Origin of the sequence: Dehalobacter sp. (assembly GCA_023667845.1) — a bacterium.
Classification (GTDB): Bacteria; Bacillota; Desulfitobacteriia; order Desulfitobacteriales; family Syntrophobotulaceae; genus Dehalobacter.
The window spans coordinates 163,737-181,504 of the sequence record JAMPIU010000050.1 but is presented as its reverse complement, the minus strand read 5'-3'; the positions used below and the strand labels follow the sequence as shown (position 1 = coordinate 181,504).

Below are 17,768 nucleotides of genomic sequence, written 5' to 3'. Positions count from 1 at the left end.
GTTGGTGCCGGTCTATTACATTTTTATTCTATTACATTTTCCGTCAAAGGGTTCTAACCCTTTTCAGCCAAGGTCATTCTGATCGACAATCCTGACCACCTTGACGACTTCTTCAGCCAGCCTGATTAGCTCCTGCTGGTCCGGTCCTTCCAGCATGACCCGGATCAGAGACTCCGTACCGGACGGACGAACAAGGATCCTGCCGTCCTCGCCTAGGCTTTCCTGAACCTCTCTGACCTTCAGATTCACTTGCTCATTCTGCATAATCTTGTCTTTATTACCGACGCTGGTATTTACCAGGACCTGCGGGAATCGTTTCATTTGTTTGGCCAGCTCGGACAGCTTGGCTTTTTTCTCTTTTATTACGGACAACAGCTGCAGACCAGAGAGCAGCCCGTCACCCGTCGTATTGTGTTCCAGAAAAATAAGGTGGCCGGACTGTTCCCCACCGAGGATTGCGCCAGATTCCAGCAGTTTCTCCATGACGTAGCGGTCCCCGACCTTGGTCTCAAGGATCCGGATGCCAGCTTTGCGGAGAGCTTTATGCAGCCCCATGTTACTCATCACGGTTACAACCAGCGAATCATGGGCCAGCTTCCCTTTGTCTTTCAGGGCTCGCGCACAGATCACCATGATCGCATCGCCATCAAGAATATTGCCGTTCTCATCAACCGCAATGATCCGATCCGCGTCTCCGTCACAGGCCAGCCCGAGATCCGCACCATGCTGCAGGACTTCTTTAGCGAGCGCTTCCGGATGCGTCGAACCACAGTGAACATTAATATTGATCCCGTCAGGCTGGTTATAGAGTGGTATGACCTCAGCACCGAGATCGGCCAGTACTTTTGGGCCCACTTCATAAGCCGCGCCATTGGCGCAATCCAGAATGATTTTAAGCCCTTTCAGGGATACGGAGGTTTTTTTCAGGAATGCGGCATATTTCTCCGACGCATTCTCGACTTCCACAATGCTGCCAATGTCGCCGCCTGAAGGTAATTCCAGCTCATCAATCCTCTTCAGTGTATCTTCAATCTCATCTTCCAACTCGTCCGAAAGTTTGAATCCGCTTCCGGCAAAAAATTTAATACCGTTGTCCTCATAAGGGTTATGCGACGCCGAAATGACAACACCGGCACTTGCTTCCAACGTCCGCGTCAAAAATGCGATGCCCGGCGTTGGAAGGACTCCAGCCTTCAGTACATCGACTCCCATAGAACAAATACCTGCTGCCAGCGCTGCCTCCAACATATCTCCTGATATCCGAGTATCCTTGCCAATGACAATTTTGGCTTTTTCCTGCCTTTTTCCCAAAACGTAGGCTCCTGCTTTTCCAAGTTTGAAAGCAAGCTCCGGCGTAAGCTCCGTATTTGCTTTTCCTCTGACTCCATCCGTTCCAAAAAGTCTGGCCAAATTCAAGCTCCCCTTTCATTTCCAGTCAACTTAAGGTTATATATACTGTAAATTGGTTTATTTTTTTGGACTTTCCAACTTTTCTTACTCTTTGGGCGCATATTGCGCCATCAATTTTTCGGCAGCCCTGAGTCCATCGACCGCCGAACTGGTGATCCCGCCGGCGTACCCAGCTCCTTCTCCTGCCGGAAACAGACCTTTCAGGTTTACGGACTGGCCTGATTCATTGCGCAGGATCCTGACAGGTGCACTCGTTCTGGATTCGATTCCAGAAAGTGTGGCTTCGGCACCGGCAAAACCTTTCATTTTCTGATCAAAGGCCAGCAAGGCTCTCTCGAGCACGCTGCCGATTTCATCCGGCAAAATCGTATGCAGATCCACCGATGTATATCCCGGCCGGTACGTCGGTACAAGCGGAAATTCCTTAGTCAGCCGATTCCGCAAAAAATCCTGTACCGACTGAGCGGGTACCCAGTAATTCCTTCCTCCGGCCAGAAAAGCCTTCTGCTCCCATTCTCTCTGAAAATCAATCCCTGCTAATGGGTCGCTAGAAGCAAAGTCCTTCGGACTGACTGTCACAACAACCGCACTGTTCGCAATGGCAGTGTCCCTGGAAAAGTTACTCATCCCATTGGTGACGATCCCTCCGTCTTCGGAAGAAGAGGCAATCACCTGTCCGCCGGGGCACATGCAAAACGTATAAGCGCCTCGGCCGCTGCTTATATCTTTATAGGTCAGCTGATAGTCTGCCGGACCTAGCCAAGCGTGGAAAGGGCCCCCATATTGAGTCAGGTTGACATATTCCTGCCGGTGCTCGATTCGCAGGCCGACCGCCAAAGGCTTCGCTTCTAGCTGCACGCCAAGAACCTTCAGGAACTGATAAACGTCCCGCGCACTGTGTCCGACTGCTAGAATCACCGTTTCAGCCGGGATCGTCTCCGCGCCATCGATCTCCACAGCCTCCAGTTGATTGTTGACGGTTTTCAAACCGGTCACTTTGGTCCGGAAGAGCACCTCACCGCCCAAAGCTTCAATTTTAGCCCGCATTGCCGCGACGACCTTCTTCAGTATATCGGTTCCGATATGTGGTTTGGCCGCATACAGAATTTCGGGGCTGGCTCCGAATTCCACAAAACTTTCCAATACTTCCCGTACTCTTCGGTCATCAATCCGGGTGGTCAGCTTGCCATCGGAAAATGTCCCGGCACCGCCTTCCCCAAATTGGACATTACTCTCCGGATCGAGGGTTCCTGTATTCCAAAAGCGTTCAACTGTTCCGCTTCTGTCTTCAACTTTGTCTCCACGTTCCAACACCAGCGGCCTGTAGCCTTTCCGGGCCAGGGCCAACGCAGCAAAATATCCGGCAGGTCCTGTCCCCACCACAATCGGCCGGAAAGCAAGTTTGGACGCCGGGTAGCCATTTAGCGGGTGCTCCGGGACAAACACTTTTTCTTTCAGCCGCGGATAATGGACCATTGCTTTTCTTAATTCCGGACCGGAAATCTGCGCAGAAAACTCAACGGTATAAACAAAAAAAAGCTCCGGCTTTTGGCGTGCGTCAACAGAACGCCGTAGTATCCGCAGGTTATTGATCTTTTCGCGTGACACTCTTAATCTGCGGGCCAGAATATACGGCAGTTCCCCCTCGTCCTGGTCCACAGGCAGCTTTAGATCCGACCAAATCAGATTCAATCTATCCAACTCTATTCTTTATTATCTCCGGAAGTTGCTGTGCTTGCCTTCAGAACAAGCTGCACTTTGGGTATGCTAACCATTGTCACCCCAGATGGGACTTCCCACAGTACCAATACGTCGGAGTATGTCCCTTCTTTCAGGCCTTTAGCATCTATCCAACAGGAAATATCCTCTTGTTTCAGCGCTTTAAGAATATCCGGATATCCGCTGACCGTGACATCGATCGGCTGAATGTTATCAGCAGTCAGTCCGTCGGGAATATTTTTAATCCCGACCGGTATCGCTTTCAGGATCTCATTCTCCGCTTTGGCACCGACATAAACCATGACGCTGATTTTGGTTCCCTTACTGAAAGACACTCCTTTAGGCAAAACAATTGAATTCAGGGAAACATTAATGGTTTTGGTGCTGGTAATTCCGCTGATATCAACAGTCCCAAGATTTAAATATTCGACCGCTTTAAGTTCTTCCTCTTTACCAACGAGCTGAACCTGTGACGGAAGCGGAGTCACGAGCCGTACTTCCATTCCATCCGCAGGTGTCCCTTTAGTTGCCACCCGGAGCGGCACAGTTTTACTCGCCGTCCCTTTTGCATATACCGGCATGATTACCTCAACAGTATCGGGAAAAGCCTGCAGTGTAGGGTACGGATTCGCGTCAAAAATCCCTGCATTTTGGTTATCAGTAAAGTAGACCGGCCTAACCACACTTTTGCTCTCTGTGAGATCTGTAAATTCTACATCGACGGTGACGCTTGTAAGGTTGGCCAGGACCGATGCAGGTCCCCGTACATTCACCACGGAAGGAGTGAATAACAGTTCGCCTGCCTCATAGCCGGAAGCCGGTTCACCCTTAACGTTGGCCTGAACTTTGACAATCTTGTCTTCAAGCCGATCCAGCTTTAATGTCACTGTTTTCGGACTGATTTCTACAACTTTTATACCTTCCGGTGCATTAATTTGAACATCATAGGTGGATTCCCCGGCTACAGCGTCTTTGAGGTCGACATAAGCAACCAGGTCTTTGACACTGCTTTCTTGGGAGGAACTGTCAATCCGGATCGTAATCGTCGGAACCGGCGATATGATCCCAATATTGGAGGGCTGGTTGTAAAACACCAGCTGCCGGGTATCAATATTCTTTGAAAAAATCGAGGAATTATTCTGGCTGGTCAGCCATACCCAGAAAACAATCGCCAGGACCAGAGAGATCACTTTATATCCAAGGTTTCGCCGTAAAATATCACGTATTGGCATTGTTGTCACCTCTTCGGAACAGATTGTGCCCGGAAGCTTTTTCGACCAGGATCTCATTCTTTAAAAGATCGCGGAGGCTCTTTTCATCGAGGAAGCGGGTGAGCCTGCTGTTTTTTGCCGTAGAAACGACACCAGTTTCTTCAGATACGATGATAACCAGCGCATCTGATACTTCTGAAAGCCCTAAAGCAGCTCTGTGTCTGGTCCCCAAATCCTTCTGCAGTCCATTATCCTGGGTCAAAGGTAAAAAACAACCTGCAGCCGCAACTCTGTCCCCACGGATAATCACCGCGCCGTCATGGAGCGGCGACTTTGGAATAAATAGGTTGACCAGGAACTCTGAAGAGACAACCCCATCAATTTTAACACCGGTCTCAACATATTCCTGAATCCCGGTTGTTTTTTCAAGGACGATCAAAGCGCCAATACGGCTTTGCGATAAAACCTGACTGCACCTGACAATTTCCTCGATCAGCTTCTTATACTCCTCAGGTCCGGTTGTCGCCGGGTGCATGGTAATAAACTTACCTCTACCAATCTGTTCCAGGGTCCTTCTTAACTCAGGCTGAAAAACGACAGGCAGCGCAACAACCAGCATGGTCCAGACTTTTTCCACCATCCAGTTCAGCGTCGTCAGACCAAGCTGCCTCGCAATCAGAGAAATGACCATAAACACAAAAAGACCCTTGATTAATTGGACGGCTCTTGTTCCTTTAATCAACATAAGCAATTGATAGATAATGATCGCGACAACGACAATATCTACGAAATCTTTCCATTGAACCATTTGTACAAACGTCTGCAGATATGTCACTGTCTCACTCCTTAAAAATAGATCAATGGATCATGATTCTACATTAATCCCTAAATTCCTTGCCCGACAGGAAAAATTCCCTTAAAATTGAACTTACAATAAACTGCAAGGGAGTACTGTTGGCGATGGATATCAAAGATTGGCAAAAAGAAGTCGATAATTGGATTTCCCAATTTGAAGAAGGTTACTGGCAGCCCTCTTCGATGATGCTCCGACTGATCGAAGAAGTTGGCGAGCTGGCCAGAGAGGTTAATCATCGTTACGGAGAAAAACCCAAGAAACCGTCCGAGCAGGAGGGTGATCTTGCGTTGGAAATGGCCGACATTCTGTTTATCATCATATGTATGGCCAATTCGCTTCAGATAGACCTTGAAAAATCCTTTGAAGGAATGATGGAAAAATACCGTCTCCGGGATAGCAACCGCTGGACCAGAAAACAGCCGGAATGACTAGCCGGGCGCATTTACAACAAGTACCATTTTATACCTTTTTCTGTAATTAGTAAAATATTTTTTATTCACCATACCCAGTACTTGGCAAAATCTATTGACCATCAATATTTTATTATGCTAAAGTAGGCTGAGATACATATTTAATTAGACTTGGCGCAAACTTATCTAATGCCCCTGGACGCAGGGGTATTTTTCTATCTAAGTTAGAGATTTTATCAATTGTCAAAAAATTTCATTTAAAGACAGCTAATAAAATTTGCTAAATTGGTTAAAGCTAAAGATAGAATTTTAATTTAGGAGGGAATGACGATGCGGGAAGGCTTGATACCCAGCGCATTAGGAACTGCAGTCACAGCAGCCGGTGTTGCCTTAAGGGTCAAAGATATGAAAAAAAACGGTATGAACAAAAGGGAAGTATATCCTTTAATCAGTGCCGGAATCATCGGGTTTGGTCTAGCCCATATGATATTGGGCGGGATTGACTTATATGAACACCGCTTTTAATTTAAGGAGGTCTTAAGCCGTGGACAGTGTCATGCATATGGATTTTGCCCAACTTGATCAGACTCAGCTGAATCAGGTCAAACAAACTGAATCAACCCTGAATTCTCAATACAAAGCAAACAATGAAGAACTGGTCTTATTGGCTTTTAAAAAAAGCAAGTAAGAACCAGCTGCCCGGCAAAAGATTCGCCCAAAGAAAAAACCAGATAATACATGCTGTCTGGTATTTCTTTGGGCTTATTTTCTCTTCATTTTAATTATTATTTTTGAATTTTTTTATTATTTCATTATGATTCGGCTGTCAGATAGGCTATCGCAGCTTCGCAGATTTCCTTGCAATAAATGAGTCCTTTTCCGCGGTTTAACTCCGAAATGATTTCCTGCTTCGGCTGGGCTGCCCTGTATGCTCTATCACTTGCCATCGCATCGATTGTATCCGCAACTCTGATAATTTTGGCTTCAAATCGTATTTCCTGCCCCTTTAAACCGCGGGGATACCCCGAGCCATCCATATTTTCATGGTGCTCAAGAATGATTTCAGCGATCGGCCATGGGAAATTGACCCTAGATATTGCCGCACAACCAATTTCGGGATGCATCCGGATCACCGCAAATTCTGAATCAGTTAATTTTCCGGGTTTCAGGAGAATGTCTGAGGGGATGCTTATTTTCCCAATATCGTGAAGTCGTGAAGCAATACTAATTGGCTTTAATTGTTCCTCCTTGACAATACCTAAATTCCTCGCTATTTGGAGGGCCAGACGCTGTGTCCTTATCTGATGGTTCAAATCGCAGGGATCATTCATTCCAATCCCCCCTTCATCAGTATATGGACAAGCATCAAATAAGGGAACAAATTGCCGCCAGCGAATGTGGAATTATAATCGATAAACTTGCGTTTTTCGATTATAATGGAATCAGGATAGGATAGCACAGAGAAGGAGAGGTCGTTCAATGAAACGCTTCAGAAAAAGGCTTTTAAAAGCACTGTCCTATCCGGATGTAAATATTAAAAAGACCTATAAGATCTACCGGAAAGTCCAGAAGGTTGTACATCCATATTTTAAGCCGCTGTACAATTTATTGGACCATAAGATCATTGTTGCTTCAAGACAAATCCCGGTGCGGATTTTTCGTCCTGAAAACCAAGAAATCCCCAGAGTTCTAATCTTCTTTCACGGCGGAGGATGGGTTACTGGAGATATTGATTCCTACACCAATGTCTGTGCCAAAATGGCGGATCAGACCCATCATACGGTTATTTCCGTAGATTATCTTTTAGCGCCGGAAAACCCCTTCCCAGCCGGCATTGAGGAATGTTATCATGTTGCCAGGGAGTTATCCTTACGCCATGATCTACTGCAATGCAGCCCCAAGGATATTACCTTGATTGGGGACAGTGCGGGCGGCAATCTGGCAGCAGCCGTGTCTTTAATGGCCAGAGACAGGGGTGAATTTCTGCCCCCCCGTCAAATACTCATCTATCCCGCAACCTATATTGATCATAGCCCAAGCTCTCCATTTCCGTCTATACGGGAAAATGGTACAGATTATATATTAACTGCCAAACGCATTCAGGATTATATGGATCTATATGTTCAAAGAGAAGAAGACCGCAACAACCCTTACGCGGCACCACTCTTAGCCAAAGATTTATCGAATCAGCCCCAGACACTGATTATCACGGCTGAATTTGACCCACTCCGCGATGAGGGGGAGGCTTATGGAATACGTCTGAGGGAATCCGGCAACGATGTCAGGATATACCGAATGAAAGACGCGGTTCATGGTTTCTTCTCGCTAGCATGGAACACGGAGCACCTCATCACATGCTATAAGGTGATTAATTCTTTTTTAGATGACAGTACATTGTCAACCTAAAAATTATAATATGATGACGAGCAGATTCTCAATATTCTAATTTTAGGATTAACATAGTACGATATCAGAAAGGTGATCGAATGAGACAGCGAAAGAGCGTTGAGTGGACTAGACTGGATAATGCCTCTAAGATCTTTCCGGCAACATGCAGCAATAAAGACACGAAAGTATTCCGGCTGGCCTGTGAACTCTATAACGCTGTAGATCCTGAAATGTTGCAGGAAGCCCTGAATATTACGATGGATTATTTTCCGTTTTACAAATCCGTCTTAAGGAAAGGCGTATTCTGGTATTATTTTCAGACCAGCGACCTGCATCCGGTAGTTGAAAGGGAGTCTGATCCGGTCTGTGCTCCGATCTATCTTGATGACAGAAAGAATTTGCTTTTCCGGGTGTCCTATTACCACAACAGAATCAATCTGGAAATTTTTCATGCTTTATCTGACGGTACTGGGGCGCTCTGGTTCATGAGAACCCTGATCTATCAGTATATCCGGCTGCGGCATAAGGAAGCCTCTGCGGACCAAATCCCTGAATTCAAGCCAAACGCCTCGATCAGCGAAAAAATGGATGACAGTTTCGGCAGGTATTTTGAAGGCCGGGATCTAGATATTCTGAAGCTGATGGATAACCCGAACAAAGCAAAAACGGCCCGAACTTATCGCATCCGTGGAACCAGGCTGGATGAAAACAAAGTGAAAGTAATCGAAGGTTCGATGTCTGCCAAGGCAGCTTTGGGATTAGCACATGAATATAATGCTACTTTGACTGTTTTTATTGCCGCCTTGTTTATTTATGCCCTACATAAAGAAAGACCTGTACGCACGAAGAATGATCCCGTCGTTTTGTCCGTCCCGATTAATTTGCGGAATTTTTTCCAATCTGAAACAACCCGAAATTTTTTCAGCACGATGAATATTGGTTATGCCTTTGGTCAAGAAAGCTTCGATTTTCAAGACGTGATTCGAGGCGTAAGCGAGGACTTTCGAAAAGAGCTTACTGCAGAAAGCTTAAATCAACACTTAAATCAATTAATGTCAATTGAAAAGAATCTTCTTACCCGGATTATTCCTTTACCTTTCAAGGATTATTCGCTGCGCCTGGCCAGTAAAATTGCTGACAGGGGGATCACTGCGGCAATAACGAATATTGGTCAAATCTTGCTTCCAGAGGAATTCAAACGCTATATTCGGCAGTTTAGCCTCTGCAGCAGCGCTAGAATGCCTCATATCAGCATATGCTCCTACAATGACAGGCTGTCTGTGAGTTTTAGTTCACCCTTCCGGGAAACTGAAATCCAACGAACTTTTTTTGAGTTCCTTTCGGAAAAAGGCATCGACATTGAAATTACAAGCAATCTTTAATTGAGTAAACAGAGAGGATCATCTTTATGCAATATTGCAGCCACTGCCAGGTCCGCGTACGCGGTAATAAAAAGGATTGTCCCCTATGCGGAAATATTCTGCCGGGAGACGATGGTGCCTGCGGTCAGCAGGAAATCTATCCGGTGGTTCCTCCGTTCTATGAACGGCACCTAGCCCTGCGGATTATGATTTTTGCCTCTGTCGTTGCTCTGGTCGTCAGTTTTGTGGTCTATGCGTTATTTCCCTCGAGTATAAACTGGCCTGTTTTTGCTTTATTCGGTCTCATCAGCATGTGGCTGAGTTTGATTATCGTCATTAAGAAAAGACATCATATTACCAAGAATATCATGTGGCAGGTAACCATTTTATCTTTTCTTAGTGTTGTCTGGGACTGGGGAACCGGCTGGCGGGGCTGGTCCCTAGACTTTGTTGTTCCTATTTTGTTTGTTTCCGCCATGTTTGTGCTGTATGTAACAGCGAAAATTATGAAGCTCAGGGCCAGGGATTACATTACTTATTTTCTGTTAGATGGTCTTCTCGGCATCATTCCGGTAATATTCCTCTTGTTTGACTGGATTCATGTGCTATACCCTTCTGTAATCTCTGTTGCCGTCAGCATCATATTCCTGTCTGCGATCCTGATCTTTCAAGGGGAAAATATCAAGGCAGAACTAGCCAAACGCATGCATATTTAACAAGGTTGTTGCCGGTAGCCCCGGGGTTGGATATAAGTTGTCCGCATTCCAATCCATGTTAAATGTTTGCTTATTTAATCGGCTCAACTTCTTCCAAAGCCAGACTTGCGGCGGGAAAGGGCCTTAATGCCCTTGGGAGAATGCCCATTACGTATGCGATCAATATTCCGTAATTGGTAACCGATGTGCTACGTTCCCGCGCTTTTTGCACGCGGTACTGCATTTCCCTGCGGTTCAACATACAGCCGCCGCAGTGGATGATCACGGCATATCCGGAGATATCCTTTGGAAAACAGGCGCCGCTTGCCCATTCAAATTCAATTCCCCCGCCCGCGATCTGGCGTATCCAGCGCGGGATTTTTACTTTACCGATGTCGTCCGACTGACGGTGATGGGTACAACCCTCGACAATGAGAACCTTGTCCCCAGGGGCCAGCTTTTCAATGCGCCTGACACCCCGCACCATTTCCGCGAGGTCCGCCTTTTGCCGTGCGAACAGAATTGAAAACGATGTCACGGGAATCCCGGGAGGGGTGTCCGCGGACACTTTAAGAAAGGCCTGTGAATCCGTAATCACGATGGCGGGGGGCGTCTTTAAACGTTCGAGCGTCAGCTTGAGCTCGTGCTCTTTTGTTACGATCACCATCGCATCGCTTTCGATGATATCGCGGATCGTCTGCTGCTGAGGAAGTATCAGCCTACCTTTGGGAGCCGACTTGTCGATGGGTGTCACTAGTACGGCAATGTCGCCCGCGTGGATCAAATCACTGACCAACGCCGGTTCCGCATCCTCAAGTCCAGAATTTGCAACGATTTGCTTTTTTATTTCATCAATTCCAAATCCGTTTATTGTGCTTGCGCATATCAGCGGGATCCCGGCAAGCTCTTTCAGCTTCTCAAGCTCGCCTGCGTCCAGCACTCCTTTGTCGCATTTATTCAGTACGCAAACGGACGGAACCTTCCTTCGCTTGAGTTGTTCAATGAATTCCGCCTCAAACTCCGAGATGCCTAACTGCACATCAACGGCAACAATTGCGAGGTTGCATTTCCGCAAAACTTCATAGGTTTTCTCAACACGTAGCGCTCCAAGTCCGTCCACGTCATCGAGTCCTGCGGTATCAATCAATACGACCGGCCCGATCGGCAAAAGCTCCATAGCCTTATAAACGGGATCCGTCGTCGTCCCCGGCACATCGGAAGTAATCGCAATGTCCTGCCCGGTGATAGCGTTGATAAGAGAGGATTTCCCGGCATTCCTCTTTCCGAAAAGCCCTATAGCAAACCGGCTTGCCATAGGTGTTGCGTTCATATTTTCCATTGCCCTTTCTCCTTTTCCATTGCGGCTCCGGGTGACGTAAGCCGTTCTGGTTTTAAAATTTCATTCAGCATCTGTTTGTCCATCAGGTGTTGTTCCAGCACGATTTCCCCTACCGATTTGCCTGTTTTTCGACACAGGGCAGCAACTTCGGACGCTTTGTCATACCCGATGTATCCGCTCAAAGCCGTTACCAGGGTAAAGCTATCGTTCAGTTTTTGCAGGCAGCTTTCCCTGTTAGCCTGAATTCCTCTGATGCAACGGCCGATGAAGAGGGGAAGAACAGACCCAAGCAGATCAAGCATGTCAAATAGGTTTTTTGCAATCAGGGGCAAAAAGGCGTTCAATTCAAGCTGCCCCGCCTGTGCCGCCAGAGTTACCGCCATATCGTCCGCCATGATTTGAAAAGCTACCTGATTTACGGCTTCACACATCACGGGATTGACTTTACCCGGCATGATCGAGGAGCCGGCCTGTATGGCGGGTAAAACAATTTCGCCGATTCCCGCGCACGGACCCGAGGACAAAAGCCGTAAGTCATTCGCAATTTTTGTAAGGCTGACCGCCGCCGCTTTCAAAAGGCCGGAAACCTCGACAAATACGTCACAGTTTTGCGTAGGGTCCATCATGTATTCAGCCCGTGCCAAGCCAATTCCCGTGAGCTCCCGCAGACGTTCGATCATTGCGAAAATGTAAGCTTTGGGGGCGTTTATTCCGGTTCCCACGGCAGTTCCTCCGATATTGACCTGCCGGAGCCGTTCCTCCGCCTTATAAAGCCGCCAGCGATCGCGTGAAACGGCCTGTGCCCACGCTCCGAATTCCTGACCGAGCGTGACGGGAACTGCATCCTGAAGCTGCGTTCGGCCTACCTTTAAGATATCGGAGAATTCCTCTTCCTTATCCTGAAGCGTGGTTTGCAGCGCGGCAAACTGCTCCGTAACAGGCATAAGCAGGCGAATAGCAGCGATGCGCACTGCGGTTGGAAACACGTCGTTTGTCGATTGATGAAAGTTTACATGATCCAGTGGATGAACAAGGGTATAGTCGCCCTTGCGTCCACCAAGCAGTTCGATGGCACGGTTCGCGATCACTTCGTTTGCATTCATATTTGCGGAGGTGCCCGCTCCGCCCTGCATGCAGTCAACAACAAAATGATCCATCAGTGCACCCGAAAGGATTTCGTCACATGCCGCTATGATCGCGCCCGCAATATTTCCGTCCAAAGCGCCGATGTCGCGGTTTGTAATTGCCGCGGCCTTTTTGACGCATACCAGTGCGTCAACCAGCGCGGCGTGAATCGGCACGCCCGTAATTTTGAAGTTCTGCATCGCGCGCGCCGTGTGAATTCCATAATACGCGCCGTCACTGATTTGCATCTCACCCAGCATGTCTTGTTCTATCCGCATGATGAATCCTTTCCTAAAAAGTCTATATAGTCCCCGCGTGAAAAATCAGGTATATAACCGACCGACGTAATACGCCGTGCAAGACAGGAAAGGCATTCGTCCGCCTCTTCGTCGGTACAGATTTTATTATCATATAAAGCATAATCCCTGCGGTACTTAACCGGGGAAAGATTGGGCATGACGACATTGGCACCGGCCTTTAGTCCTTTTTCACGCCCCAGGGGGTCGATGGTGCCGAGCGCTGTAGTAGCAGGCAGAAGGGTTTTCGGCAGCATGATCCGGATAAGGGACAGCAGGGCCAATGTCCGACTGGAGGACGGCGTGCAATAACCCCGGAACCTTGTATCCTTTTGCGGAATAAACGGACCGATGCCGATCATTTGGGGTTTCAGTTCTCTCAGAAACAGAAAATCCTCCGCCAGTGTATCGAAGGTCTGGAAAGGAGAATCCACCATAAAGCCGGCTCCGACCTGATAGCCGATTTCCTTTAGATGATATAGGCACTGTTTGCGATTTTTTAAGCTGAGTTCCGACGGATGTAGTTTGCCGTAATGGGCCTCATCGGCCGTTTCGTGACGCAGAAGGTACCGGTCAGCCCCGGCATCGAATAGGTATTTATAGGAAGCGAAACTTCGCTCTCCCATTGAAAGGGTCACCGCACAATCCGGAAAAAACTCCTTGATCCCTGATATGGTGTGACACAGCCGCGCGTCTGTAAAATACTTATCTTCGCCGCTTTGCAGCACAAAGGTGCGAAAACCCAGATCATAGCCCGTCCGGCAGCAATCAAGAATTTCCTCCGGCGTCAAACGGTACCTTTTGGCACTTCGGTTGCTTCTGCAAAGTCCGCAGTAGAAACAATCGTTCCTGCAAAAGCTGGAAAACTCAATCAGCCCCCTAAAGTAAACCTTTTTGCCATAATATTTTTCCCGCAGCTCATTTGCATAAGAGGACATCACCGACCATTCTTCTGCCGTTGCTTCCTCAAAAAAATACCGGATAATATCGGAAAGTTCCTTTTTTACTGCTGAATTCATCCATTTTGAGAACCCTTCCGGGTCTTTTAGACTTAAATCCATAGACTTCTCCTACAGGCGTAAATCACGTTCGCCTTTTTCCAGCCGCTTTAAATTCTCAAGTATCGTGTCGTAGGCTGGATCACCTTTAAACCGCTCGACATGCTGTTTGAGAACTTTTTCGCCTTTGGCCCTTGTTTCATCCGACGCATAGTCGAGCAGGTATTCCTTCAGCGTGAAAATGGCGTTCGGTATGCAGTAGTTATGTACGAACCTGGATTTTGCGACCTTCATAAAATGTTCTCCCGTACGGCCTGCACGGTAGCATGCCGTGCAAAAAGAGGGGATAAACTGCATATCGCATATTTCGCCGATAACATCATCCAGTGCACGCGAATCGCCGATGGAGAACTGCTCTTTGTCGGGAAGCTGGTTTGCATCCTTGGACTGTGCATAAGCGCCGACGCCAATGCGCGTTCCAGCATCGATCTGTGAAACCCCAAACGAGATTACCTCCCTGCGCACTTTTTCCGGTTCACGTGCAGTACAAATCATGCCAGTATATGGGACGGACAGGCGCAAGACGGCAACAAGTTTTTTGAAGTCGCTGTCGCTGACCGCATACTCAGGGTGATCGGAAAACGGCGTACCGGTTGCCGAAGTAATTCTGGGGAATGAGATTGTGTGCGGTCCCACACCGTTGAAAGTTTCCTCCAGATGAATGGTATGGTATAAAAGGGCCATGACCTCAAAACGCCAGTCGTACAGGCCAAACAAAACGCCGAGTCCAATATCGTCGATGCCGGCCTTCTGTGCCCTGTCCATACAGTAAAGTCTCCAGCGGTAATGCCCCTTGATGGTCCCAGCCGGATGTATTTTATGATAAGTTTCATGGTGGTAGGTTTCCTGAAAGACCTGGAACGTGCCGATACCGACTTCCTGAAGTTTTTTCAGCTCTTCGACGGTGAGCGGCGCGCAGTTAATGTTTGCGCGGCGGATTTCACCGTGCTGTGTTTTTACGCTGTAGACTTTTTTGATCGTATCGCACATGAAATCCACTTCGGTTGCGGGAGATTCGCCATAAACGAGTACAGTACGTTTCTGGCCTTCTTCTATCATGATCCGCACTTCCTGCTCGATTTCATCCATACTGAGCGTTTTGCGGTGCATCGCCGTGTTGCTTGAGCGGAAACCGCAGTATTTGCAGTTGTTCGCGCATTCATCGCTGATATAAAGCGGCGCGAAAAACACGATACGGTCTCCGTAAACCTCTTCTTTCAGCTGATGGGCCAGTTCATACATCTCCTGTATCGTATCCTCATCCTTGTTTTGGATAAGAATCGCTGTTTCCTCCGGCTCGAGCCGTACACACTGCTCCGCTTTTTTTAGCACGCGACGCATGTCTTCTCTAGACGGGTTGTGCCATTTGTTCAGCTGTTCCCATATCTTGTCGTCGTTAATAAAATCATGGTCAAGCTTGTCGTACTCCTCGAATTCCTTTTGATATTTATCAAGAAAATTCATATTTTGCGTCCCTTCAAATTACTTATTGCTTTTTGTAATCATGGATTTAACGGACGCGCCGGAGACTCTGCCCAGTTTGCCGGTCAGCGCGCTGATTTCATCATTACTGCCGTCGACAATCAGCGAGATAACTGATACGCCCCGTTCTCCGTAGGGAATTCCCATCCGTCCGACGACCAGTCCGGCATATTCATGCAGAATCGCATTGATATGCTCCACACAAGAGAGATCTTCAACCACAATGCCGATAATACCAATTCTTTTGTTCATAGGTTTGGCCTCCTTTAAAAATCAAAAACTCCCTTTCCGCAAGCCACGGAAAGGGAGCAAAACGGCAAAAAAAGAAAACACACATGCCGGATGAGCGCCTTTCCACTCGGATATACCTTGCGGTCGGGTAAAAAACGAGCCTTGTATCTCCAGACAAACGAGTTGTGAGCAGATACATTGCAATTTAATTAAACTAAAATCTATCATGTATTCTTTATGTTGTCAAGACAGTTCTAGGTATGGTTCTATGCATTATCATGGATTATCATGCATTATTCCATCTTTTTTGCATTGGCTATAGCAAACCAAAATGTCACCATTGATATTATGCCTATCCAGATGAAGGATTAGCACTTTCACAGGAAACTCTGTCTATAAATATATTAGTAAAGGGCTGCAAAATGATAATCAGAAAAAATGGATTTACAAAAGACGATCTATGTCTTATGTTGAGCGAAACTACTACAAAAATTGTACAGAATATTGAAGATCGATGCGGGAAACTAAAGTCCTTCGATCTGAACTTCAATTTTGAGAAGTCACAATACCGGCTCACTGATCGGGACATAGGAGCATTCCGAAGCAGGAGCCAAAAGGATGACATTTAAAATAAATTCAAATATTAAAAAAGCAACCAGATGCGTTCCACTTGTTGCTTATTTTAGCAATTAGTAAATAGGGGCTGCTCAAAACTATCAAAACCTGCATGAACCTTGGTAATCAATGGTATTTTGCGCTAAAATAGTACATGCATAAGCTTTTATTAAAAAATCTTGCGTTTTGGTGCATGTTTTCATGCACAAGTAAAAAAGGTTAACTTCAAAGGTCGATTTGTAAAACTGAGTAAAAAACTATTAATAAATTGTAAATTCTCCTGGCACACAATACGCATACAAACACAAAAATAACCTCCAAGGAAAAACCCTAGAGGTCTTAATACTTGTGGAGCCGATGGTCGGAATCGAACCGACGACCTGCTCATTACGAGTGCTTTGTCGGGTATCCCTATTTGTTTTATCTAATATTAAAACATTGATGAATAGCGGGTTCTATGCTTTTAATAATATGTTACATACCTCATCATACCGCATTTTTTCGACCGGGTTGCAGAAGTGGTTGCAGAAGTCATCAATAATATAAAGGATGCTCATTCCAGGGCATCCTTTGAAACTTAACAAGCCTCTTTAATTTTTGATAATTCATGTACGGAATCTTCCATTATATTCAGAGCATCTTCAATCCCATCCTGCTCTTCTAGAAGTTTTTTTAGATCAGTAACCCCTTCCATCCGTCTCAGTCTTTCTCTCATCAAAATTATACAATTATCTAACCGATGATATGCGTTATTCACGTTATCTATAATCCTTACTGCATTCATTATGTCCTCCATCAATTTTCTTGACTTAAATTAAGTAATTCGCTTAAAGCCACCCCCAAAACTACTGCAATTCTTGATAAAGACGCTACCCCTGGAATAACCCTACTCGTTTCTATCTGCTTAAGATATTGCCTACTTATTTCTGCTTTATCAGCTAAATACGACCTTGTCAAATCTAAAGACTCTCTTTGCAGCCGGATCCGTTCCCCCAACGACATCAATAATACTCCAATGGTCTTAAAAAAGTAATTAATTCTTGTCGAACGTTCTTTTCTTCAAGCGTAATATTTTTCGACAAAATAATGTTCCATGCATAAGTCATATCATGTATACTAATTAACAGACACAATACTTGACTGGACGTGATCCTTTGGAAACAAGGAATCGCTTGCTGCAAATCAGGTTAGACATCTCTGCAAAGGAAGGAATTAAACTCACCCAGGAAGATATGGGAAAGATAATCAAGGTTAACAAAAAAATCTTAAGCAGGTATGAGAACCAGGAAGGTCAACCTTCTTTAGGCCGGGCCATAGATATTGCAGCAAGACTCACAAAGTACGTGAAGAAAAAATACATAGTAGAAGACATCTTCTACAACGTTTAAAAAAAGCAAACTCCATGAAGGAGTTTTTTTAATTGGTTATTCCACACATTAGTAGAATTATGTCACTATTTAGTAGATTTTGTAAATGACAAATTAATGTAAAAAAGCCTAGACTAAGATCCAGGCTTTAAAAATATATGAATATGCGATTAAAGTCTTAATAAACTTTTACAGCTAAAAAACG

19 protein-coding genes are annotated in these 17,768 nt (G+C 46.2%); 7 read left to right on the top strand and 12 right to left on the bottom strand.

Annotated elements, in window-relative coordinates; translation table 11 throughout:
- Window positions 1–63 precede the first annotated feature (63 nt).
- From glmM to cdaA, 4 genes are all read right to left on the bottom strand, one after another.
- Window positions 64–1,410, bottom strand: coding sequence for a phosphoglucosamine mutase (gene glmM, locus NC238_03205; protein ID MCM1564963.1), 1,347 nt, complete (start codon window positions 1,408–1,410; stop codon window positions 64–66).
- An 84-nt stretch (window positions 1,411–1,494) separates the two neighbouring features.
- The gene (locus NC238_03200; protein MCM1564962.1) at window positions 1,495–3,102 is read right to left on the bottom strand and encodes a hypothetical protein; all 1,608 of its coding nucleotides are present in this window, start codon (window positions 3,100–3,102) and stop codon (window positions 1,495–1,497) included.
- Window positions 3,103–3,113: 11 nt separating this feature from the next.
- Window positions 3,114–4,361, bottom strand: a complete 1,248-nt coding sequence (locus tag NC238_03195) for a CdaR family protein (protein MCM1564961.1) — start codon at window positions 4,359–4,361, stop codon at window positions 3,114–3,116.
- The gene (gene cdaA / locus NC238_03190; GenBank protein ID MCM1564960.1) at window positions 4,348–5,175 is read right to left on the bottom strand and encodes a diadenylate cyclase CdaA; all 828 of its coding nucleotides are present in this window, start codon (window positions 5,173–5,175) and stop codon (window positions 4,348–4,350) included. Before cdaA ends, NC238_03195 begins: the two co-directional genes overlap by 14 nt.
- A 125-nt stretch (window positions 5,176–5,300) precedes the next feature.
- Here cdaA and NC238_03185 point away from each other — a divergent pair, with 125 nt between their 5' ends.
- The 3 genes from NC238_03185 (at window position 5,301) to NC238_03175 (ending at window position 6,294) form a co-directional block, all read left to right on the top strand.
- Window positions 5,301–5,624, top strand: coding sequence for a nucleotide pyrophosphohydrolase (locus tag NC238_03185; protein MCM1564959.1), 324 nt, complete (start codon window positions 5,301–5,303; stop codon window positions 5,622–5,624).
- 312 nt (window positions 5,625–5,936) lie between these two features.
- Entirely contained in the window at window positions 5,937–6,131 is a 195-nt protein-coding gene (locus tag NC238_03180; protein ID MCM1564958.1) for an asparagine synthase, read from the top strand.
- Between the two features lie 19 nt (window positions 6,132–6,150).
- The gene (locus NC238_03175; protein MCM1564957.1) at window positions 6,151–6,294 is read left to right on the top strand and encodes a hypothetical protein; all 144 of its coding nucleotides are present in this window, start codon (window positions 6,151–6,153) and stop codon (window positions 6,292–6,294) included.
- Window positions 6,295–6,418: 124 nt separating this feature from the next.
- Here the strand turns inward: NC238_03175 and NC238_03170 are convergent, their stop codons facing one another.
- On the bottom strand, window positions 6,419–6,937 hold the full coding sequence (locus tag NC238_03170) for an HD domain-containing protein (GenBank protein ID MCM1564956.1): 519 nt from the start codon (window positions 6,935–6,937) through the stop codon (window positions 6,419–6,421).
- Window positions 6,938–7,085: 148 nt separating this feature from the next.
- Between NC238_03170 and NC238_03165 the strand changes: the two genes are divergently transcribed.
- From NC238_03165 to NC238_03155, 3 genes are all read left to right on the top strand, one after another.
- Window positions 7,086–8,012 (top strand): alpha/beta hydrolase, encoded by a 927-nt coding sequence (locus NC238_03165; GenBank protein ID MCM1564955.1) that lies wholly within the window; start codon window positions 7,086–7,088, stop codon window positions 8,010–8,012.
- A gap of 80 nt (window positions 8,013–8,092) precedes the next feature.
- Window positions 8,093–9,376 (top strand): hypothetical protein, encoded by a 1,284-nt coding sequence (locus NC238_03160; GenBank protein MCM1564954.1) that lies wholly within the window; start codon window positions 8,093–8,095, stop codon window positions 9,374–9,376.
- Between the two features lie 26 nt (window positions 9,377–9,402).
- Window positions 9,403–10,071 (top strand): DUF6320 domain-containing protein, encoded by a 669-nt coding sequence (locus NC238_03155; protein MCM1564953.1) that lies wholly within the window; start codon window positions 9,403–9,405, stop codon window positions 10,069–10,071.
- 70 nt (window positions 10,072–10,141) lie between these two features.
- On the opposite strand, the gene hydF is transcribed toward NC238_03155, so the two are convergent.
- The 7 genes from hydF to NC238_03120 all read right to left on the bottom strand — a co-directional run bounded on the left by hydF (window position 10,142) and on the right by NC238_03120 (window position 17,198).
- Window positions 10,142–11,389: a [FeFe] hydrogenase H-cluster maturation GTPase HydF gene (gene hydF, locus NC238_03150; GenBank protein MCM1564952.1), complete on the bottom strand. Its 1,248-nt coding sequence runs from the start codon at window positions 11,387–11,389 to the stop codon at window positions 10,142–10,144.
- Window positions 11,377–12,792 (bottom strand): aspartate ammonia-lyase, encoded by a 1,416-nt coding sequence (locus tag NC238_03145; protein MCM1564951.1) that lies wholly within the window; start codon window positions 12,790–12,792, stop codon window positions 11,377–11,379. The genes hydF and NC238_03145 overlap by 13 nt, the downstream gene beginning before the upstream one ends.
- Window positions 12,783–13,871, bottom strand: coding sequence for a [FeFe] hydrogenase H-cluster radical SAM maturase HydE (gene hydE, locus NC238_03140; protein ID MCM1564950.1), 1,089 nt, complete (start codon window positions 13,869–13,871; stop codon window positions 12,783–12,785). The genes NC238_03145 and hydE overlap by 10 nt, the downstream gene beginning before the upstream one ends.
- Before the next feature lie 9 nt (window positions 13,872–13,880).
- Window positions 13,881–15,332, bottom strand: a complete 1,452-nt coding sequence (gene hydG, locus NC238_03135; GenBank protein ID MCM1564949.1) for a [FeFe] hydrogenase H-cluster radical SAM maturase HydG — start codon at window positions 15,330–15,332, stop codon at window positions 13,881–13,883.
- Window positions 15,333–15,350: 18 nt separating this feature from the next.
- Window positions 15,351–15,602 (bottom strand): iron-only hydrogenase system regulator, encoded by a 252-nt coding sequence (locus tag NC238_03130; protein ID MCM1564948.1) that lies wholly within the window; start codon window positions 15,600–15,602, stop codon window positions 15,351–15,353.
- Window positions 15,603–16,773: 1,171 nt separating this feature from the next.
- Window positions 16,774–16,980, bottom strand: a complete 207-nt coding sequence (locus NC238_03125) for a hypothetical protein (protein MCM1564947.1) — start codon at window positions 16,978–16,980, stop codon at window positions 16,774–16,776.
- Window positions 16,981–16,991: 11 nt separating this feature from the next.
- Window positions 16,992–17,198 (bottom strand): helix-turn-helix domain-containing protein, encoded by a 207-nt coding sequence (locus NC238_03120; GenBank protein MCM1564946.1) that lies wholly within the window; start codon window positions 17,196–17,198, stop codon window positions 16,992–16,994.
- 152 nt (window positions 17,199–17,350) lie between these two features.
- Here NC238_03120 and NC238_03115 point away from each other — a divergent pair, with 152 nt between their 5' ends.
- A complete protein-coding gene (locus NC238_03115; GenBank protein ID MCM1564945.1) occupies window positions 17,351–17,584 on the top strand; it encodes a helix-turn-helix transcriptional regulator in 234 nt (77 codons plus the stop codon).
- The last annotated feature ends 184 nt before the right edge of the window (window positions 17,585–17,768 follow it).